This window comes from Flavobacterium sp., assembly GCF_040379285.1.
Lineage (GTDB): Bacteria > Bacteroidota > Bacteroidia > Flavobacteriales > Flavobacteriaceae > Flavobacterium.
The window spans coordinates 26,941-46,548 of the sequence record NZ_JBEILJ010000014.1 but is presented as its reverse complement, the minus strand read 5'-3'; the positions used below and the strand labels follow the sequence as shown (position 1 = coordinate 46,548).

The window sequence follows — 19,608 nt, the reverse complement described above, 5'->3', positions numbered from 1 at the left end:
AGGCAAAATTACTACTTTTCTAACGTTCCTTGGGCTTCAAAAGCATACAATGCAAAAGACGCCAACCAATGTTCGCCTTCGTAGTTTCCATCTACAATCGCGGGCAATGAAAAGCTAAGGTGTTGTTGCGCAATTGCCTTCAAATGTCCTAGCGCTTTGGGAAAAGCTTGACTCAATCGGTATAAATTCCACGCCCGACTAAAATTTAAACCATCTAAATGCACGAGATGACCGTCGGTGCGATCGCTCACCATTCCGGGGACCCAACTATACTTTTTCTGAAATAAATTGGGTGCAAAAGCTTTCAACCATTTCAAAAAAGCATTGGGTTCCATAATCCGTTGCATTAATCCGATTTCCTCCATACAAGGGGACAAGAAATCGGTTCCACTTGGCTCCCATGCAAAGGGACAATTTTGATCGTTTAAAAAAAGACGAAGCGCATTGTTATGTATACTTTGTTGTAAGGCAAGATTTTTGGAATAAAAGGCATAATCCCAGGCCAAAGCCATACCAAAAGCCGTGTTGGTGTGCGTTCCCACGCGAAGGGCATAATTTAGTTTGGGTAAAAATTCAATATAGCGCTCGCACAACAATTGAGAAAGCGGCTTGAGGTTTACCCCCAAAGCATTCAAGGCGGGATCATTACTGCGTTCTAACTCCATCTGCAACTTCAACACCCACGCCCATCCATAGGTTCGTTCAAACGATTTCTCATGCTTTTTGGAAAGGTAAGCTATTTCTACCTCAATGTTGGCTTTACTGAGATTGGTTTGTAATTTTTCGAGAATTAATGCTTTATTATCTAGTTGTGGAAAATGATTTAGCAGGTAAACTAAGCTCCAATGTCCATGCACGGCCGAATGCCAGTCAAAACAACCGTAAAAGGCAGGGTGTAACGTTTTGGGAGGACCCAATTCGCTGGCATCGAGGAGTAATTGATTTAATTTATTGGGATACTCTTGTTGCAAACATTTTAAGGGCAAACGAGCTAAACCGTTGGCGCGATCAATTGTAAGTTCTTGGGCTGAGGAAACATGAACAACAATAAGCGCCACAAAAAATAGTCTTTGAAACATATTTTTTTTGGTAAAAATAGGATAGAAAATCATTACGGTCTTTATGAATTTGTAATTTTACTTCAAAAAAAATGCGCAACATCAAACTTATTTGGGATTTTAGGGGACCTGCCGCGGCAAAAACAGCAGAACATCATGAAATTCATTTAAAGGAATATATCCAAATAGAAAAGTTACCTCTTGATATAACCGGCTATGAAATTATTCATGAAATGCATGCCATCGCCTACATGGTGGTCCCAGAATCGCAAATGATTGCCGTACGGGATACGTTGAAGCCACACCGGGGTGAGGTGTATGAATGAAAAATTATGAATTATGAATTTTAAATTTTAAATTATACGTAGAACCTGCCGATTGGCAGGTTTTTTGCCGATTGGCAGGTTTTTTTGCCGATTGGCAGGTTTTTTGCCGATTGGCAGGTTTTTTTGCCGATTGGCAGGTTTTTTGCCGATTGGCAGGTTTAATTTAAAGTTGAACCGAGCACACATTAGCGTGAGGGACCTGCCTACCGGCAGTCAGGCAGCCGTGGGAAGCCCACAGCGTAGGGCACCGAAGCGAGGACTTGCAACAAATGGCCCAACCCGAAGGGGCACGCCCTAAAATTATTATGAATTTTGAATATTAAATTAAAAAAACCGCAACTCAATTGCTTGAATTGCGGTTCCAAACCTTGTGCGTAGTGTATGCCTAATTGGCTACTTCACTGATAAATTTAATTCGCATTAAACGAAGTTCTTCAATATCATAATCGCCATCAAATTCGCGTAAGGCATCTTCAATTCGATCAGTTTCTGACTCCATAAAATACTCATGAATCTCCTCTTGTTGGTCTTCATCGAGTATTTCATCAATCCAATATCCAATATTCAACTTCGTTCCCGAATAGACGATCTGCTCCATTTCTTTCATTAATGTATCCATATTCATGCCTTTGGCGGAGGCAATATCTTCGAGGGATAATTTTCGGTCGATATTTTGAATGATATACAATTTATTGGAGGAATTGGCTCCGGTAGATTTCACCACCAAATCATCGGGACGAATAATCTCGTTGTCTTCAACATAACGGGCAATCAATGCGACAAAATCTTTTCCGTACTTTTTTGCTTTCCCCTCACCTACGCCATGAATATTGGTCAATTCATCAATGGTGATGGGATATTTAAGCGCCATATCTTCCAAGGACGGGTCTTGAAACACCACAAACGGAGGCACCCCCAATTGTTTGGCTACTTTTTTACGCAACTCTTTCAGCATGGCCATTAAGGCTTCATCGGCAGTACCCGTCGCTTTGGAAGCGGCTACAATCGTTTCATCCTCACTTTCGCTGTACTCATGGTCTTCCGACATCATGAAAGAGTGAGGAGTGGTGATAAACGTATGTCCCTTTTCGGACACTTTCAAAATACCATAAGTTTCGATATCCTTATGCAATAAACCGTCGACCAATACTTGACGAATCAGCGCCATCCAATAGCGCTCGTCAAATGCTTTTCCACACCCAAAAAAAGGTTGGGTATCGGTGCGATGCGCTTTAATAATGGCATTGACCCGACCGATAAGGGTAAAGACAATTTCTTTGGACTTATATAGATGTTTGGTGTCGCGTACAACTTCTAAAAGCATTTTGACTTGAGCTTGGGCTTCGGTTTTGGACTTGGGATTGCGCACATTATCATCCATATCGGCGCCTTCTCCAGTTTCAGCATCAAATTCTTCCCCAAAATAGTGGAGTAAAAATTTACGCCGAGACATGGAGGTCTCTGCATAAGCGACCACTTCTTGCAGCAATGCAAATCCTATTTCTTGTTCAGCCAAGGGTTTTCCGGCCATAAACTTTTCAAGTTTTTCAACATCTTTATAAGAATAGTAGGCAATACAATGGCCTTCACCACCATCACGACCAGCACGACCAGTTTCTTGGTAATAACTCTCTAACGATTTTGGGATATCATGGTGAATAACAAAGCGCACGTCGGGTTTGTCGATACCCATTCCAAAAGCAATCGTTGCCACCACCACTTCAACATCTTCCATCAAAAACATATCTTGGTGTTTGGCACGGGTTTTTGCATCGAGTCCCGCGTGATACGGCACTGCGCTAATACCATTAACTTGCAATACTTGCGCAATTTCCTCGACTTTTTTGCGGCTCAAACAATAAACAATGCCCGATTTCCCTTTGTTTTGTTTAATAAAACGAATGATGTCGGCCTCCACATTTTTAGTTTTGGTGCGTACCTCATAAAACAAATTGGGTCGATTGAATGAAGCTTTGTAGACGCTAGCGTCCGTCATATCTAGGTTTTTGAGTATATCTTCTTGTACTTTGGGCGTAGCAGTTGCCGTCAAACCAATCACAGGAATATTCCCCAATTGTTTAATGATCGCTCTTAAATTACGGTATTCAGGACGGAAATCATGCCCCCATTCCGAAATACAATGGGCTTCATCAATGGCTACAAAAGAGATTGGTACGGATTGTAAAAACTCAACATATTCTTCTTTGGTGAGGGATTCTGGGGCCACATATAACAACTTGGTTACACCTGTGGCAATATCTTTTTTCACCTGATTAACTTCCGTTTTGTTCAGGGAAGAATTAAGCACGTGCGCCACACCCTCGGTCGCCGACAAACTACGAATCGCATCGACTTGATTTTTCATCAAAGCAATTAAGGGAGAGACCACAATAGCGGTACCTTCTTGAATCAAGGCCGGCAATTGGTAACATAGCGACTTTCCGCCTCCAGTAGGCATAATCACAAACGTGTTCTGCTTATCAATCACACTTCGAATCACACGCTCTTGCAACCCTTTGAATTGGGAAAATCCAAAATACTTCTTTAACGCTGCGTGGATGTCAATTTCGTTGGAATTCATTCTTTAGTTACAGGTATTTTTATCTAAATTTGCAAGCATAAATATACAATAAACTTCTGTACGTACAAATTTTATAACATTTCATTTTGATAACGAAAGAAGCCTTAGTCGAGTGTGCACGACGCACCTTACTATCAGAGAGTGTCTCGATTGCCAAACTCGCTGAATTTCTGGATGATTCCTTTGTCGCTGTGGTGGAACTTCTGTTTCAAACCAAAGGACGTTTAGTCATAACAGGAATCGGAAAAAGTGCCATCATTGCCCAAAAAATTGTCGCCACCCTCAATTCTACGGGTACACCTGCCCTCTTTCTCCATGCTTCCGAAGCGATTCATGGCGACTTAGGCATGGTGCAACAGGGCGACCCTGTATTGTGCATTTCCAAAAGTGGAAACAGTCCCGAGATCAAAGTATTGGCCCCCTTATTAAAACGTCAAGGCAATGTACTCATTGGTATGACTGGCAACCCTGAATCTTATTTGGGGAAAGCGTCTGATTATGTGTTAAATACCTGGGTAGAACGGGAATCGGACCCCAATAATTTGGCACCCACCAACAGTACTACGGCACAATTAGCAATGGGCGATGCTCTCGCCGTTTGTTTGATTGAAATGCGACAATTTACCGCAGAAGATTTTGCATTGTACCATCCGGGTGGTGCCTTGGGAAAAAAACTTTTACTGAAGGTAAACGACCTCCTTGATACGGCTCATCGTCCTGTAGTGGAACCGAATTCGGATATCAAACAAGTGATTGTGTCCATTTCTGAAGGCCGCTTGGGAGTCACCGCCGTGCTAGAAGACGAACACGTAATCGGAATTATTACCGATGGGGATATTCGACGTATGTTGAATAAAACTGAAACGATTACGGGGTGGAAAGCGCGAGATATTATGACCATCAACCCCAAAACAATAGCACCCGATACGCTAGTGGTGGATGCTTTAAATCGGATGGAACAGTATGCAATTACCCAATTGGTTGTGGTAGAAGGCACTCAATATCTTGGCGTAATTCATTTGCATGATATTTTAAAAGAAGGCATCGTCTGATGGCAAAAAAAGCACATAAAGATATGTCCTTCATGGAACACTTGGAGGAGTTGCGATGGGTGTTGGTACGGTGCTCGTTAGCTACGGTAATTATGGCGTTTGCCACATACATGGTCAATGATTTTTTATTCAACTCTGTCATTTTCGGACCTACGAAAGCCGAATTTGTCACGTACCGTTTTTTTTGTGATGCCTCAAAGTATTTAGGTATTGCTGAGAACATTTGCATTACTGATTTGGACTTTAAAATCCAAAACACCTCGATGGAGGGGCAAATTAATACCTTTATTTGGATATGTATTACCGCCGGGTTCATCTTGGCCTTTCCGTATATCATTTACCAATTTTGGAATTTTATCAGTCCCGCATTGTATGAAAAGGAGCGAAAAAGTGCCAAAGCCTTTATCATTGTATCCTCGCTTTTGTTCTTTTTAGGGGTGCTGTTTGGGTATTTTGTGATTATCCCAATGACCATCAACTTTGTATCCACGTTTCAAATAAGTACTGCAGTGGTAAACGAATTCAATTTGGAATCCTACATCAGTATGATTAAGAGTTCGGTTTTGGTCAGTGGATTGTTTTTTGAATTGCCGGTGATTATTTACTTTTTGACTAAATTAGGATTAATTACGGTTGCTTTTTTGCGCAAATACCGTCGATATGCCATCGTTATTGTATTAATTATTGCCGCTATAGTTACTCCTCCCGATGTGGTGAGTCAGGTTACCGTATCCATCCCGATGCTCTTGGTATTTGAAGCCAGTGTAATTATTGCAGCTGTAGTAGAAAAAAGAAGATTAAAAGCATGAGTAATCTCGTAGAAGAATTCAACAGTTACCGTTCAAAAATGAACGAAAAATTGATGGCCGACAACAATTTGGTCATCAAACGCATCTTTAATTTAGACACCAACGCTTACGCCGAGGGGGCTTTGGATGTTAAAACCAAAGAACTCTTAGGATTGGTCGCTTCTGCTGTATTGCGGTGCGACGATTGTATCAAATACCACTTGGAGACCGCCTACAAGCAAGGCGTTTCAAGAGCCGAAATGATGGAAGCCATGGGAATTGCCACTTTAGTTGGAGGCACCATTGTGATTCCGCATTTGCGTCGTGCTTACGAATTTTGGGAAGCTTTGGAAACGCAAGAGTCCTAATCATTTAACACTTTATTGGGCAATGAACACGATGAAAAAGTAGTACCTTGTCCCCTAAACGTTTGCTAACTTATGAAATTACGCGCTGAACAGCTGATTAAAACCTATAAAAAACGAACGGTCGTAAAAGGCATTTCGGTGGAGGTAAACCAAGGCGAAATTGTGGGACTATTGGGTCCGAATGGCGCTGGAAAAACAACCTCCTTCTACATGATTGTTGGGTTGGTCAAACCCAATTCGGGAACGATTTACCTCGACGATTTGAACATTACAGAGTTTCCAATGTACAAACGCGCGCAACACGGCATTGGCTATTTGGCGCAAGAAGCATCGGTGTTTCGGAAGTTGAGTGTGGAAGACAACATCATGAGTGTTTTGCAATTGACCTCACTTTCGAAAGCGGAACAAGAGGCAAAAATGGAGAGCTTATTGGATGAATTCAGCTTGCAACATATTCGCACCAACCGTGGAGACTTGCTTTCGGGAGGAGAACGGCGTCGTACGGAGATTGCACGCGCGTTGGCCACAGACCCTAAGTTCATTCTTTTGGATGAACCTTTTGCGGGTGTTGACCCGGTTGCGGTGGAAGATATTCAGCGCATTGTAGCGCAATTACGAAATAAAAACATCGGTATATTAATCACCGACCACAACGTACAAGAAACCTTGGCCATCACGGACAAAACCTACTTAATGTTTGAAGGAGGTATCTTGAAAGCCGGTGTTCCCGAAGAGTTGGCGGCCGATGAAATGGTACGAAAAGTATACTTGGGTCAAAATTTTGAGTTACGTAAAAAGAAACTCGAATTTTAATACCCCCCTGTTGCGGTTCCTGGAGTGCGTGAAGGATTGCAGCAAGTACCCACCGGACGTTAGGGAGGTGCATACTGCGGAAAGCCTGACCCCGAGGAATCTGGATACAACTTTGAATCGGTGAATTGCCTCCGAGGGGGCACGCCCAAAAAAGAATCCTATGAACGCTATATCTAAAAAAACGCATCAATCGTGGATGGAAGATCCCAAAAATTGGCGCTGGGGTGGATTGATTTATTTTAATGCGGAAAACCCGCGGTATTTCCCTCCCAAACCGATAGAATGGATGGGATGGATGGTAAATTTTGCGCATCCGAAGGCCGTGCTTGCTTTAGTGCTTTTGCTCGCCTTATTGTTGCTTCCGGTTTGGTTTTTGGATTAAGGGTGTACAAGGTAATCGAGCATTTTGGGGGTGCCGTTGTACAAATTAACATCGACTTTTTCTGGAATTCCTTCGACCCAACCTTTTTCGGAAAACTGCCAAAACAACCATTCCGGCTGCAGGGTCTCGGCAAAGAAATTATAATTGGCTACCCAAAACGTGTAGTCTGCAAATTCTTCTTTTAAAAAATCTTCATAATACTGCTGTCCCGAATAAATAATTGGTTTTCGATGGCAGTGCTTTTCAACGGCATCAAGCCATTTTTGCAATCCTATTTTCAGGCGCTCCATGGACTGATTTTCGGGCAATTGTTCAATATCGAGCACCGGCGGAAGATCGCCCGGTTGTAAGGCAACGGTCGCAATAAATTTTCGGGCTTGCTCCAATGAGTTTTCATCGGGTCGGTAGTAATGATAAGCGCCTCGAATGTACTTTTTTGCCCCATTCCAATTGGTTTCAAACTGAGTATCTTTTCGGTCACGACCACAAGTTGCGCGCACGAATACGAACCGAATCGGGCGTCCTTCAAGCGAATCGACGGCTTCCCAATCGATTTTTCCTTGGTATTCAGAAACGTCAAGACCAACACAGTAATCGGGGTATTTTTGAAGAATTTGAAAAATACGGGCTTCGGCAACTTTATCTTCTTTGAGGCTGTGTTTGGACTTGAAGCTGAAGTAATACAAAAGGGCATCACGGTAGTGGATTACTACTCCTGAAGTAAATAAAAGGACAAATCCACAAGTAAGGACTTTCACCCATGAAAAACGAGGGGCGGCAGTAGATTTGCGACGAGCGGGTGATTTTTTGCGCGGTGTGGCAGCCATGCTATTTTTTCATTCCTAACGCTGTTCGGGTAAAAAACGTATGCAACACCGATACGATAACATAAGAAAGGATGATCAAAGGCACTGCGACGATTTTTAATACAATGAGTAAAAATATGGAGTAGGCTACAAAACCCAATTGCAATTTGTAGGCACTGAAACTGAATTTTTTAATTTTTAAGGAAAAAAGCGGAAGGGGGGCATTCATAACCCAAGTACTGAGTAAGGTGATGGCAACTAATACCCATGGCTGTTGCAACACAACGGTCCATGATGCATCGGGAGGGAAATGCGCCACTATGGGCAAACTTGTGATAAACAAGGCATTGGCTGGTGTGGGTAAGCCGATAAACGAATCGGATTGACGGGTGTCAATATTAAAATTGGCTAAGCGATAACAAGCACCTAAAGTGATAAGGAATCCGATGTAGGGAAAAAATCCATGTATGGGCATAGGAAACGCATGACCACTTAGCATACACACCATAACATACCCGGGGACAACACCGCTGGTTACCATATCGGCTAACGAATCGAGTTGCACCCCCAAGGGTCCGGCTACGCCTAACTTACGCGCAAAAAAACCGTCAAAAAAGTCAAAAAATATACCGAGACACACCCAAGAAAAGGCAACTTCAAAATTGAATTCAGCCGCGTGAACTAGCGCGATGCAACCGCAAAGCAAGTTGAGAAGGGTGAGAAAATTGGGAAGGTATTTAAGCAACGCCATGCACTTGAATTTAAATCACAAAGGTAGCACAATAAGTGAATGAACAAACACGTTTAAAGGGGTAGTTTTCGACAGTTTGCTTGTTGGAAACCGCTTAGAAAATTGCTACTTTTGAAAAAAAATTGCGCTTGAAAAAAATTGCTCCATGGGTATTGTTTTGGATTGCAGGGGTTTCCTTTGGCCAATCGGTACGGAAATATTCCAATGAGTTTTTGAACATTGGAGTAGATGCCGCTGCCTTTGGCATGGCCAATGCGGTCGTAGCGCAAACGCAGGATGTGAACTCGGTGTATTGGAATCCTGCAGGTTTGGTCCATTTGGAAGACGGACAAGCGGCAGCGATGCACGCCAGTTATTTTGCCAATATCGCCCAATATGATTACGCGGCCTTTGCCCAACCCATCGACACGGAAAGCGCTTGGGGAATCTCGGTCATTCGCTTTGGTGTCGATGATATTTTGAATACTACGCAATTGATTGACAGTCAAGGGAACATTGACTATAACCGCATCAGTAAATTCTCAACCGCCGATTACGCCTTTACCCTCTCTTATGCCCGTAAATTAAAAATCCCTGGATTCCAATACGGTATTAATGCAAAAGTCATCCGACGTACGATTGGTGATTTTGCCAATTCTTGGGGATTCGGTTTTGATTTGGGATTGCAATGGGACCGTGACGATTGGAATTTTGGCCTCATGGTTCGGGATATTACAACCACTTACAATGTGTGGGCTATCAATGAAGAGGCGTTCAAAAGCATTCAAGGTGCGGTAGCGGGACAAAATCAGGAGCTCCCTGAAAGCACCGAAATTACGGCTCCGAAAGCACAGTTTGGGGTCTCGCGTGAATTTGATTTGCACAACGAAACCTTTCTGCGGGTGTCGGGTAACCTGAACATGCAGTTTACCAAAACTAATGATATTCTAGCTACCGATGTGGTAAGTATCGATCCTGCTTTGGGAGCGGAATACAACTATACCGACTTGATTTTTGTTCGTGCAGGATTGGGGAATTTCCAAAATGTAACCCAAATTGATGGGAGTCGTCGCCTTGGTTTCCAGCCCAATATTGGTATTGGATTTAAGTACAAAGGGATTCAAATTGATTATGCGCTCACCGATTTGGGCGACCAAAGTGCCGCGTTGTACTCCAATATATTTTCTGTGAAAGTTGATTTTAGCATTTTCCGATAACATGAAGGCACTCTTCCGTTGGTTGTTTTTATGGATACCCCTAGTGCTACTAGGACAGACTCCTACCCTCTCTAAAGACGCAAAAATAAGTGTGCTAACCTGTGACCGTGGTTCGGAATTGTACACTACCTTCGGACATACCGCTTTGCGGGTTGAAGACACGATACAAAATCTGGATATCGTTTATAATTACGGGATGTTTGATTTTCAAACGCCCAATTTTTACCTCAAATTTGTCAAAGGCGATTTGCAATATTTTGTTGCCGCCTATGCTTTTCCCGACTTTTTGATGGAATACCAAATGAGCGAAAGGGAAGTGGTTGAACAAACCTTACGACTCACTCCCGAGCAAGTCAACTCCTTATTTACAGTGCTTAACCAATCGTTGTATTCCGACGAGCGTTATTATACTTACAAATTCATCGACCGAAATTGTACAACCATGGTCTATGAAAAAATCAATGCGGTGATAGGGAAACCTGTTTTGCAAAAGGTGGACGATACCTCAATTTCATATCGGGAATTATTGTACCCCTATTTTAACGATCATTTTTATTTTAAACTAGGTATTAGTATTTTATTTGGGGCGAAAACCGATGCAGCCGCCACCCAGATGTTTTTACCTATTGAATTAATGCACAGTCTCAACCAAACAAAAATCAATGGGAAACCCATCGTTGTTGAAGAGAAAAAATGGGTGGAAGGACAGCCCAAAACGATAGCTTTCTCCTTTTGGAATAGCATTTTTGTGGTGATCTTATTTTTGGCCGCGGTTTTACTGAGTCGCCGTGCTTGGATCTACAATGTATATTGGTTTTTGACCGGTGGATTAGGAATTTTTCTGGTTTTAATAGGATTATACTCAGATCACAAAGAAGTGTTATGGAATTACAACGCCTTATTGTTCAATCCTTTATACGTTGTACTCCCGTTTGTCCGTTCGTTAAAAGCCTTGGTGCGATGTATAGGTATAGGATTGGTGGCGTTGGGCATCTATGCTGTGCTCCTATTCAATAAACCCCATCTTTTGTTGATGCTTCCTTTTGTAATAGCCCATGTATTATTGCTGCGGATTCGTTTGCAACAGATTCGTAAAAAATCACTGCCCGCGGTAGAATAAAATCGTACTGAAGGTTTTAATCACAATATTGATATCCAAGAAAATACTGCGGTGTTTGATGTAATATAGATCGTATTGCAACTTCACCAAGCTATCATCGATGGAATCGCCGTAGGAGTAATTGACCTGGGCCCAACCGGTTAAACCGGGCTTCACCACATGACGGGTTTCATAAAAGGGCATGTTTTCGGCAATTTGCTGCACAAAAACAGGGCGTTCAGGACGAGGACCAATAATCGACATATCGCCACGGAGAATATTGATAAATTGGGGAAATTCATCCAAGCGCGTTTTGCGCATAAACTTTCCAAAAGCCGTAATTCGAGTATCATTCGCAGTGGTAAAAACAGCCCCGTTAGCTTCGGCATTATTGACCATGGTGCGAAACTTATAAATGCGAAAGACTTCTCCGTTTTTACCCACTCGTTCTTGGGTGTAAAACAGCGGTCCGCGATTACCAAAGAGATTCCCAAAAAGAATTAACGGAAAAAACACCAGACCTAATAGGAGACCAATCACCGAAAAAAGCACATCAAAAATTCTTGAGAAAAGCAAATACAAGTGATTCTGATTGCTTCGACTAAAAGGGAAATACCGATAAAAATCACGGGAAACATATTGCACGGGAATGCGCTTTGTACTGTCTTCATACACTTGTGTGTATTCACGAATGATGATACCGTTTTCCAGCAAATGAATCAATTGATTGTAGAGATTTACCGTAATTCCATCGGTTTTTTGGGTGGCTATAACCAATTCAGAAATAGAGGTTTTGCGTACAAAAGCTTCGAGATTTTGGGAGGGAATTCGGCGAATGGAAAAGGTTTTCGCACTGTCGGCCTCCGTTTCATCGGAATTCACAAAGGCAATAAATTTATAATGGGGATCAACACTTTCGATCCCTGAAATCAATTCATCCAAATGCTCTTGATCACAAACCAAAATCGCTTTTTTGACAAAACGATGGGAAGCTAGAAAAAACACATAAAACAACCGCCAAAGCAGTAATGTGGTAAAAATCGACAGGAAGAAAATGATAATTTGAATTCGATTTGAGGGTAAAACAGGGGTATAAATTGGGGTCAACAAGTAAAACAAAACGGTCGTCGAGGTCGTCAAAACAATGCTTCGAATCACTTGAAACTGGTTGCTCGCCACTTGAAGGTTGTACATTTCAAACACCGAGCTGAAAATATTGAGGTAGACCGCCAAAACGACCGACCAAATAAAGTTGTCTTTGGAAAATGTAAAATAACGGAAATCAAAAAGCGAGCTGATGATGTAAAGCAGTATAATAACTAGCAATGTATCAAACAAGCGTAGCAATAATTTCCGTTCGGAAATTTCAAAATGTATTTTCTTGTTGCTATTCATTTAGAAGTTCCTTATTACGAGTGCAAGTTACAAATTCTGAAAAGAAAGTCTACGATTTTAATAGTTTTATCCATGCTTCTTTTACCACTGACCAATCGAAATTTTCCATTTGAGCGCGCGCCTTTTCAGCCATTTTTAGGGCTTTATCTGGATGCTGATGAAGATGCAAAACCGCCTCTGTCATCGCCTGAACATCTTCAGAAGGCACCAAGAGTCCAGTTTCATGCGGTGTAATCAAATACGGTAGTCCACCTACATGGGTACTCACCACTGGCAATCCCAACGCCATCGCTTCGATGACACTCACAGGTGTATTGTCGGCACGGGTTGTGTTAAGAAAAATAGTACTCGACGTTGCCCTTTGATGCCACTCGGCTTTAGTAAGTTTTCCCGTAAAAATAACCGAGATCCCCCATTGTTTTGCCAAAGCTTCGAGTTCAGGTTTACGCTGTTGTGGATCAGGTCCGATAATGGTGAGTGTACACGGGTGGTAATGTTGCAATGCGGCACAAACTTGTAATGCCATTTCGGGATGGTACAAAGGGACCAACGAACGTACCCAAAGCAAATGAAGTGTTCGAGTATCACGCGGTTGGTAGGTATAATCTTTAATTGGAATCGCATTGGGAATGGTGATCGTTTGTGAAAATAAAGGCTTAAATACGGCATACAAGTAGCCTGAGGGCGCTACATTGGCATAAGCATGGGCAAACACCCAACGAGAAAGTCGGGGCCATTTTTGAAGACGGTTGGGCAAATGACCTCCATGCAAAATAGAAATGTAGGGCACCTGAAAAAGACGACAGAGCGTTGCGGTAACCACCACATAATAAAAACTCCAGGTGCTGTAGGTGTCAATAAGCACATAATCGGAGCTACGGGCATAGCGCATCACTGACCATACGATATCGAGAAATCGCCACAGTAAGCCTTTTTTATCGGAAGTATACCGAACCGTAAAACCCTCCCGCTCCAAATCGGGACCCAAAGATTCCATAACCGTTTGTCCGCGATTATGTTTAGACAGTTTGTTCCCGATGTAGAGTAATTTCATTGGGGTCAATTAGGTAAACTTTAAGTAATGATAATGCATAAATAAATGAAGGGGCGGCAGTTCGCATGGCAGCATGGTTAATAGTTAATAGCCAGAAGATTACAAAACAGAAGGCATATACGTGTTGCCTATTCCCCAAAAACAAAATGGTAGGGGTCATCACCAACAAAACCAATCCCAACAAACCGAAAAAGCCATGCTCGCCCAGCATTCGGGTGAGTTCGTTGTGGGAGGCGATAACCTGACCTGTCTCAGCCAAGCGAATTTCAGTACCTTTGGCAACCCCCACACCAAAAAAAGGATTATTCAAAAAAGCATTGATTTCACTATCGGCAATTTCTTCCCGACCGGTGAATTTACTTTCTTTTTCCCTACCGAGGGCATCTTTATTGGCGTATCGGAGTCCAATTAATCCGCCCGTTTGCACTTCGGTATAAAACCAAACCGAAGTGAGAATAACCGCCATAATTCCCCCAAAGTATATCATCTTTAAACGGCCGCGTTTACTGGAATTTAAATACATGAAAGCAAACAAAATCACCAACATGGCAAATCCTGTAATCATTCCGCCGCGGGAAAACGTTACTAAACCACGGTAGGAAATATTGAGCGCAAGTACTAGATTAATTAAAAATAAGACTTTGGTTTTGGAGGCTACAAAAAGTCGGGAGAGGAATACAAACATCCCCAAGCCCAAGGCAGTTGATACTTGGTTGGGACCAAATCCACCCGAGGTTTCTCCATTGGAACCCGTACCGGTTAAAACCTCTTTCAATTCGGGTGTAAACAACCATAAGTAGGTGGAACAAGCAACCATAGGGAGACCTACCATGAGTAGGATATTGTTCATCTCAGGAAAGGTGAGTTTCCTGTTGTAACAATACAGTGAGGTAATACCCAAACAAATAGGACCTGAAATATTAAACGCTAGTGTTTTTCGAATATTTTGTGTGGTCAAATCCAACTCTTGGGCACCTAAAATCAGTCCCGGCACCAATAAAATCAGGAAAATCCAATACGGTATCGCATTTTTGGAAAACCCACTATAAATCATTCCGATAGTCACATAAAGAATGATACCATACTTAGAAAATTCATGGTTGGGATTACCCTCAGTCATCCGAAGAAATACTTCACTTCCTACCAGATAAGCTGAAGCATAGAGCACTTCATTGTTCCGATTACGCGTTTTTATAATAAAATACAAACTCACGACAAAGATGAGTATACCGTAAATTTTAGAGATAAAAAGATTGTAATAAATCAGTACACCCAACAACGCATGCACGAGGATGAGTAAAAGATAATTCCGTTCTTTTTGTTCTAAAAACTTAAACACGAGTCCAATTTTTATAGCGTTGTATAATTGCGGTAGCCGAAAAGCTTTCTTTTACAGCATGATGCCAAGCATCTCCATAAGCTTGTCGCATTTCCTGTGAGGCCATAAGTGCTGATAATGCCTTAGCTAATGATGAAACATCCCCCGGAGGCACCAATACTCCAGTTTTACCAGAGTTAATGATGACTGGAATCTCCCCTACGGCTGTTGCAACAATAGGTAAGTGATAGTTGGCAGCTTCCAACAAGGAAACGGGCAACCCCTCCGAATCGGAACTCAACACCATGAGATCAGCTTGTTGAAAAATCCAATTTGTATCAGGACATGCCCCATACCGAAATACCACCGATTCCAGTTGATTGTCGTGGATAAAAGTAGTTATTTTTGCGTCATATTCATCGTTAAAATCTTTCCCTACCAAATGATAGGTCCAATCGGGAAACGCATCACGAATTTGCACTACAGCATCCAATAATAGAAGCTGATTCTTTTGGGGACGTAAATTGGCAAGATTCAAAACCCTTTTCCCAGCACAACCATGCAAGGAAGTCACTTTTTTTTCTTGGATTGAAGGGAATGAAAAATTGGGAAAATACTGAATATTTTTACACCATAAGCGCTGTTGGGACCATTCGGCTAACTTATGATTCACGGGAAGAATCCCCCAAAAAAATAAGGAAAAAAAACGTAAGGGATAAAGTGTCCGCTTTTCAGGAAACTCACTTAATCCATAGTGGTCATGCCAAATAATTTGCAATCGTGGCAAGGTAAATTTTAACAAAACAGCCCAAAAAAACGAACTGGAATGCGCGTGGATCCATTCTATTTTATGGCGTTTGCAAAAAGATCTCACGCGAAAAAGAGCCGGAATATCAATCATTCCTTTTTTTTGCACAAAAAGATAAGGCACCTCGGGTTGCAATTCAGCGCGCAAAGGCCCCTCTTTTCGAGTTACCGCCAACGCCACAAAATCGCCTGCTTGATGCAAAGCATTGGCATAATTAACCGCCATACGTTCGGCACCTCCTGTTTCTAACGTATCAATGAACTGCAATATCCTCATGGTTGCATCAATTTACGGATGGCTATTTCAAAAGCGTCCAAAGTATATTGCCGTGACCATTCCATCGCTTGTTGGGATTGTTGACGCAAAGCATTCGGATCGGCACACCCTTGTTGAATATGTTTAATATCGCGGTTTATGTCCAACGTCAAGATGAGACCTCTTCGTCCTTCATTCAACATTTGGGGCACACAAGAAACAGACGTAGCCCACGGTATAGCTCCCCAAAACATAGCTTCAGCCACGGCTTTGGGCCAACCTTCACTTTGCGACGGAAGACATAAAAAATGAGCATCACATAGCGCTTGTTGAATTACCTCGCGAGGTTGATTGCCATAGCAAACAATCCACTCCGACAAATTTTGCTCCTGAATAAACTGTGTTATCCGATCGTATTCAGCCCCATGCCCATAAAGTGCTAAGGTCATTGGAACACCACGCTCTCGTAGTTTTGCCACCAATTGCACTACATACATCGGCCGTTTGTTTGCGCCAAGGGTACCTACAAAAACCACATGCCACGGACGACGCTCCCATCGATCTGGAACGGGGAGAATTTCGGAGTAAAAATAACTCGCCGTAAAAAAAGGGACGATATTTTTACTTGCTCGAGGCCATTCCCCATAAACCAAAACACGCATATTTTGGGTAAAACGGGTATGGGATAACAGTTTTTTTTGCCAACGGTATGCAATGGGTTGAGCCGCTTGGGGGTCCCAGTTACCCGCATATTTACAGGTTTTATAGGTTTTGGGAAAAAGGGATTGCACTACACAACCTAATAATGATAAATTTCCTGGGCAACGCAAATGAATATGTTCAGCCCGTTGCATGGCGCGGTACAATTTCCAAAGATTAGGGATTAAAAAGAAAAGTGCCCGCAAGACACCCTGCAGTGTTTTGATATTAAATTCATGTAGAAAAATCACCCGTTCAGGAGAGAATGACAGTCGAGCAACCAAAGTACCTTTTGTATCTGACCAAACGGGACAAACCATTGTGACTGTGGTAGCGTATTTTGCCCATAACTCCAATTCCTGTACATACGGACTGTAGGCATACCAACCATCAGCCTTTTGAATGAGCGGAGCAGAAGAAACGACTACCGTTTTCATGGAATCATCAAGGTTTTAATGCGTAATATTCTTCCAATAACGCAGCTCCCTTCCGCACTTCACCATCTTTTAAAAAGGTAAAAGCATATCCCTTGGGAGAAGAAACCGAACGTTGGTGTAAGGTAAAACGATCGAGATATTTTAGCCATCCAAACAAAAAACGTGAGAGGAAAAGTGCTCCCTGACGGTAGTATTTTTGTGCCGATAAATTCATCATATAATTGCCCAATGTAACCCCAACCATCGCAGCATTACTCTCGGTTATTGACGCTTTTGCTACGCTACACTGTTCAAACAAAACCCGTAATCCTGTGAAAGTAAATCGGAAAAAATCATAAGGCTGCCCGTGATATGGATAATTTTGAGGGACTTCTATTTGAATACGACCCCCTATTTTGGTCACGCGTTGCACTTCTTGAGTCACTTTCCAGGGATTCATGGTATGTTCCAAAACTTGGGCCGCAAACACCAAATCAAAAAACGCATCGGGAAAAGGAATTTCATGCGCATCAATGACACAATCGGCACCCAGTTGTAAATGCACGTCGCTGCACACGACCTCACATGTATGAAAAAGATTTTTATAATAAACAACCTTATCTCCTGAACCAATGACGAGGACGCGCCCCCCTTGTGCATTGACCGTTTGGGCCAATTCGCGGTAACGCTTTCCGATGTGAAAATCTTTGGCTAAAGAAGGGAGCACTCGTTTGCGGAGATAATTTTTCATTGAACCTTGGGTGTCAATAAAAGTAGCTTCTTGCGTGGTGGCTGCATTTTGTAAAATACCCTCGATGGTAAATAAGGAATCTTCCGAAAGTAAAATAGGACGCGCTTGGATTATCGGTAAGCTATGACCGTCCGTAAAACGAATCATATCGGAATCAACGGTCGCAACTGAAGCTTTTGTTTTGGGGTGAACAAGGGATTTAAGTATAGCGTCAGCGATCATGAATGTTCAATTTTGGGTTTATGTACAATAAGGCTAAACCACCCCGTAAGTCGACCGAGCGTCTCCCGAAGGCAGTCCATGCTATTGGTGGCAGTAAAGATATTACTAAATCGTATGGCTATCAATACGCCTGTGATGAGATTCCATTTCACGCGGTTGCGCCATCCGGGTTGTGGTGCATACACACGCCACACATACCAACCATTTCGCACAACCATACGTCCGTATTTGAAGGCATTAGGGCGACCCGAAAAATCGTGGTGATGACTTAATCGTGCTTCGGTATTGACATACAAAGGGCCTAACTTCGAAAGACGCGAAGTAAAATCGGCATCTTCATAGAGACCATAGCCTTCAAAAAAATGCGAAAATTGTAGGCGATCAAAAACCGATTTCCGAAACGAAGAAGAGCACCCCATCAATTGTTGCACGGGATAAATTTTTCCACTCGGTGGTAAAAATCCCACACTGCGTCCATGGGAAAACATCGGAATACATCCCGGAGGCACATCGGCATCCAAGCCTAGTTTGCGCCGAATTTTATTCCGTAAAGGTTCGTTCCGTTTCCACCCGTCAAAGGCAAACCATGCGTTACTAAGGGTTTCATTAGCTTGCATCGGAATCCATTGCGTTTCATTCGTAATAAAACCTCCCACGCCCAACACCTCAGGATAAACCGCATAAGTTTGCGTCAAAGCCTCAAAATAGGTGGGCTCCAACAAAACATCGTCATCCAAAAAACAAACAATATCGGTTTGGGGCTCCACGTGCTGAATCCCAAAATTGCGTTGCTTGGTCAAACCGCGTTGCTCTGGGGTCACTCGAAAATAAACAAGATTGTTAATCGGATTCGCTTGCAACATGACTTCGGTTTGATCGTCGGGTGAACCGTCAATAATGAGAATAGCATCGGGATGCTTCGATTGCGTGCGTACCGTTTGAAGGAGTCGATGCAAACTTTCAGCGCGTTTGTAGGTGCAAATGATTAAGGTAACCTTAAGCGTCATAATGGACTTCTTGATTGATATAAAAAAATAAAAATCGCTTGGTTTTTACGGTGGCATACAAGGTAAAACCCGCCTTTTCAATGCCTTTAATGGAAGGAATATTGTGGACATCCACAATTACAAAAACCTCGGGGATTTGTTCTTCCACCAAAAGTTTATTTGTTATTAAATTAAGCATGGCCGGGTAAATCCCTTGCCCACGATAATCATCATGTGTAAAGCAATTACCTATTGTCGGCCCTTGCTTATCAATGATTCCTAAAAAGTGAAGCCGCTTGTAAACGGTACTTTCATGTATAGTACAACCGTCTTTTTTGATTCGGTAAGTGGTTTGATGCTTTTTATTTTGCTCAATATGATAAGTGTATTCCAATTCAGGCAAATTCACTACATGAGACTTATCGCGATGATAAACATACATATGAATGGTTTTTATTTTAAAGTATTTTAAAATACTCATGCC

Annotated in this window: 20 protein-coding genes; 8 read left to right on the top strand and 12 right to left on the bottom strand. The window is 42.4% G+C overall.

All coding sequences use genetic code 11. From position 1 onward, the window contains the following. Positions 1-11: 11 nt before the first annotated feature. Positions 12-1,079 (bottom strand): DUF2891 domain-containing protein, encoded by a 1,068-nt coding sequence (locus tag ABWO12_RS04885; protein ID WP_353087664.1) that lies wholly within the window; start codon positions 1,077-1,079, stop codon positions 12-14. 71 nt (positions 1,080-1,150) lie between these two features. Here ABWO12_RS04885 and ABWO12_RS04880 point away from each other — a divergent pair, with 71 nt between their 5' ends. Beyond that, on the top strand, positions 1,151-1,384 hold the full coding sequence (locus ABWO12_RS04880) for a hypothetical protein (RefSeq protein WP_353087663.1): 234 nt from the start codon (positions 1,151-1,153) through the stop codon (positions 1,382-1,384). Between the two features lie 385 nt (positions 1,385-1,769). Here the strand turns inward: ABWO12_RS04880 and recQ are convergent, their stop codons facing one another. Next, entirely contained in the window at positions 1,770-3,965 is a 2,196-nt protein-coding gene (gene recQ, locus ABWO12_RS04875; RefSeq protein ID WP_353087662.1) for a DNA helicase RecQ, read from the bottom strand. 86 nt (positions 3,966-4,051) lie between these two features. On the opposite strand from recQ, the gene ABWO12_RS04870 reads away from it, so the two are divergent. The 5 genes from ABWO12_RS04870 to ABWO12_RS04850 all read left to right on the top strand — a co-directional run bounded on the left by ABWO12_RS04870 (position 4,052) and on the right by ABWO12_RS04850 (position 7,368). Then, on the top strand, positions 4,052-5,017 hold the full coding sequence (locus ABWO12_RS04870) for a KpsF/GutQ family sugar-phosphate isomerase (RefSeq protein ID WP_353087661.1): 966 nt from the start codon (positions 4,052-4,054) through the stop codon (positions 5,015-5,017). Further along, positions 5,017-5,826, top strand: a complete 810-nt coding sequence (gene tatC, locus ABWO12_RS04865; RefSeq protein WP_353087660.1) for a twin-arginine translocase subunit TatC — start codon at positions 5,017-5,019, stop codon at positions 5,824-5,826. The genes ABWO12_RS04870 and tatC overlap by 1 nt, the downstream gene beginning before the upstream one ends. Further along, a complete protein-coding gene (locus tag ABWO12_RS04860; protein WP_353087659.1) occupies positions 5,823-6,173 on the top strand; it encodes a carboxymuconolactone decarboxylase family protein in 351 nt (116 codons plus the stop codon). Before tatC ends, ABWO12_RS04860 begins: the two co-directional genes overlap by 4 nt. A gap of 72 nt (positions 6,174-6,245) precedes the next feature. Further along, entirely contained in the window at positions 6,246-6,986 is a 741-nt protein-coding gene (lptB, locus tag ABWO12_RS04855; RefSeq protein WP_073363964.1) for an LPS export ABC transporter ATP-binding protein, read from the top strand. 160 nt (positions 6,987-7,146) lie between these two features. Next, entirely contained in the window at positions 7,147-7,368 is a 222-nt protein-coding gene (locus ABWO12_RS04850; protein WP_353087658.1) for a hypothetical protein, read from the top strand. On the opposite strand, the gene ABWO12_RS04845 is transcribed toward ABWO12_RS04850, so the two are convergent. Together ABWO12_RS04845 and ABWO12_RS04840 are read right to left on the bottom strand one after the other, a co-directional pair. Beyond that, positions 7,365-8,195: a GH25 family lysozyme gene (locus ABWO12_RS04845; protein ID WP_353087657.1), complete on the bottom strand. Its 831-nt coding sequence runs from the start codon at positions 8,193-8,195 to the stop codon at positions 7,365-7,367. The two genes, ABWO12_RS04850 and ABWO12_RS04845, sit on opposite strands and share 4 nt — an antisense overlap. Position 8,196: 1 nt before the next feature. Beyond that, positions 8,197-8,925: a CDP-alcohol phosphatidyltransferase family protein gene (locus tag ABWO12_RS04840; RefSeq protein WP_353087656.1), complete on the bottom strand. Its 729-nt coding sequence runs from the start codon at positions 8,923-8,925 to the stop codon at positions 8,197-8,199. A gap of 128 nt (positions 8,926-9,053) precedes the next feature. On the opposite strand from ABWO12_RS04840, the gene ABWO12_RS04835 reads away from it, so the two are divergent. Both ABWO12_RS04835 and ABWO12_RS04830 read left to right on the top strand, forming a co-directional pair. Then, positions 9,054-10,121 (top strand): putative type IX sorting system protein PorV2, encoded by a 1,068-nt coding sequence (locus ABWO12_RS04835; RefSeq protein WP_502902911.1) that lies wholly within the window; start codon positions 9,054-9,056, stop codon positions 10,119-10,121. 1 nt (position 10,122) lies between these two features. Next, complete coding sequence (locus ABWO12_RS04830) at positions 10,123-11,241, top strand: lipoprotein N-acyltransferase Lnb domain-containing protein (RefSeq protein ID WP_353087655.1); 1,119 nt, start codon at positions 10,123-10,125, stop codon at positions 11,239-11,241. On the opposite strand, the gene ABWO12_RS04825 is transcribed toward ABWO12_RS04830, so the two are convergent. The 8 genes from ABWO12_RS04825 to ABWO12_RS04790 are packed head-to-tail and all read right to left on the bottom strand — an operon-like array spanning position 11,221 to position 19,566. After that, entirely contained in the window at positions 11,221-12,615 is a 1,395-nt protein-coding gene (locus tag ABWO12_RS04825) for an exopolysaccharide biosynthesis polyprenyl glycosylphosphotransferase (protein ID WP_353087654.1), read from the bottom strand. The two genes, ABWO12_RS04830 and ABWO12_RS04825, sit on opposite strands and share 21 nt — an antisense overlap. A gap of 49 nt (positions 12,616-12,664) precedes the next feature. Continuing rightward, positions 12,665-13,669: a glycosyltransferase family 4 protein gene (locus tag ABWO12_RS04820; protein ID WP_353087653.1), complete on the bottom strand. Its 1,005-nt coding sequence runs from the start codon at positions 13,667-13,669 to the stop codon at positions 12,665-12,667. Beyond that, complete coding sequence (locus tag ABWO12_RS04815) at positions 13,635-15,008, bottom strand: O-antigen ligase family protein (RefSeq protein WP_353087652.1); 1,374 nt, start codon at positions 15,006-15,008, stop codon at positions 13,635-13,637. Before ABWO12_RS04815 ends, ABWO12_RS04820 begins: the two co-directional genes overlap by 35 nt. Continuing rightward, a complete protein-coding gene (locus tag ABWO12_RS04810; RefSeq protein WP_353087651.1) occupies positions 15,001-16,071 on the bottom strand; it encodes a glycosyltransferase in 1,071 nt (356 codons plus the stop codon). Before ABWO12_RS04810 ends, ABWO12_RS04815 begins: the two co-directional genes overlap by 8 nt. Then, positions 16,068-17,186: a glycosyltransferase gene (locus tag ABWO12_RS04805; protein WP_353087650.1), complete on the bottom strand. Its 1,119-nt coding sequence runs from the start codon at positions 17,184-17,186 to the stop codon at positions 16,068-16,070. Before ABWO12_RS04805 ends, ABWO12_RS04810 begins: the two co-directional genes overlap by 4 nt. Before the next feature lie 7 nt (positions 17,187-17,193). After that, positions 17,194-18,138, bottom strand: a complete 945-nt coding sequence (locus tag ABWO12_RS04800; protein WP_353087649.1) for a class I SAM-dependent methyltransferase — start codon at positions 18,136-18,138, stop codon at positions 17,194-17,196. After that, positions 18,135-19,145, bottom strand: coding sequence for a glycosyltransferase family 2 protein (locus tag ABWO12_RS04795; RefSeq protein ID WP_353087648.1), 1,011 nt, complete (start codon positions 19,143-19,145; stop codon positions 18,135-18,137). Before ABWO12_RS04795 ends, ABWO12_RS04800 begins: the two co-directional genes overlap by 4 nt. Beyond that, positions 19,135-19,566, bottom strand: coding sequence for a GNAT family N-acetyltransferase (locus ABWO12_RS04790; protein WP_353087647.1), 432 nt, complete (start codon positions 19,564-19,566; stop codon positions 19,135-19,137). The genes ABWO12_RS04795 and ABWO12_RS04790 overlap by 11 nt, the downstream gene beginning before the upstream one ends. Between the last annotated feature and the right edge of the window lie 42 nt (positions 19,567-19,608).

What these genes read in the sequence shown, in the direction of transcription:
- ABWO12_RS04885 (WP_353087664.1), bottom strand. Translation starts at nt 1,079, where the DNA reads ATGTTTCAAAGACTATTTTTTGTGGCGCTTATTGTTGTTCATGTTTCC.
- ABWO12_RS04880 (WP_353087663.1), top strand. Translation starts at nt 1,151, where the DNA reads ATGCGCAACATCAAACTTATTTGGGATTTTAGGGGACCTGCCGCGGCA.
- recQ (WP_353087662.1), bottom strand. Translation starts at nt 3,965, where the DNA reads ATGAATTCCAACGAAATTGACATCCACGCAGCGTTAAAGAAGTATTTT.
- tatC (WP_353087660.1), top strand. Translation starts at nt 5,017, where the DNA reads ATGGCAAAAAAAGCACATAAAGATATGTCCTTCATGGAACACTTGGAG.
- ABWO12_RS04860 (WP_353087659.1), top strand. Translation starts at nt 5,823, where the DNA reads ATGAGTAATCTCGTAGAAGAATTCAACAGTTACCGTTCAAAAATGAAC.
- lptB (WP_073363964.1), top strand. Translation starts at nt 6,246, where the DNA reads ATGAAATTACGCGCTGAACAGCTGATTAAAACCTATAAAAAACGAACG.
- ABWO12_RS04850 (WP_353087658.1), top strand. Translation starts at nt 7,147, where the DNA reads ATGAACGCTATATCTAAAAAAACGCATCAATCGTGGATGGAAGATCCC.
- ABWO12_RS04845 (WP_353087657.1), bottom strand. Translation starts at nt 8,195, where the DNA reads ATGGCTGCCACACCGCGCAAAAAATCACCCGCTCGTCGCAAATCTACT.
- ABWO12_RS04840 (WP_353087656.1), bottom strand. Translation starts at nt 8,925, where the DNA reads ATGGCGTTGCTTAAATACCTTCCCAATTTTCTCACCCTTCTCAACTTG.
- ABWO12_RS04830 (WP_353087655.1), top strand. Translation starts at nt 10,123, where the DNA reads ATGAAGGCACTCTTCCGTTGGTTGTTTTTATGGATACCCCTAGTGCTA.
- ABWO12_RS04825 (WP_353087654.1), bottom strand. Translation starts at nt 12,615, where the DNA reads ATGAATAGCAACAAGAAAATACATTTTGAAATTTCCGAACGGAAATTA.
- ABWO12_RS04820 (WP_353087653.1), bottom strand. Translation starts at nt 13,669, where the DNA reads ATGAAATTACTCTACATCGGGAACAAACTGTCTAAACATAATCGCGGA.
- ABWO12_RS04810 (WP_353087651.1), bottom strand. Translation starts at nt 16,071, where the DNA reads ATGAGGATATTGCAGTTCATTGATACGTTAGAAACAGGAGGTGCCGAA.
- ABWO12_RS04805 (WP_353087650.1), bottom strand. Translation starts at nt 17,186, where the DNA reads ATGAAAACGGTAGTCGTTTCTTCTGCTCCGCTCATTCAAAAGGCTGAT.
- ABWO12_RS04800 (WP_353087649.1), bottom strand. Translation starts at nt 18,138, where the DNA reads ATGATCGCTGACGCTATACTTAAATCCCTTGTTCACCCCAAAACAAAA.
- ABWO12_RS04795 (WP_353087648.1), bottom strand. Translation starts at nt 19,145, where the DNA reads ATGACGCTTAAGGTTACCTTAATCATTTGCACCTACAAACGCGCTGAA.
- ABWO12_RS04790 (WP_353087647.1), bottom strand. Translation starts at nt 19,566, where the DNA reads ATGTATGTTTATCATCGCGATAAGTCTCATGTAGTGAATTTGCCTGAA.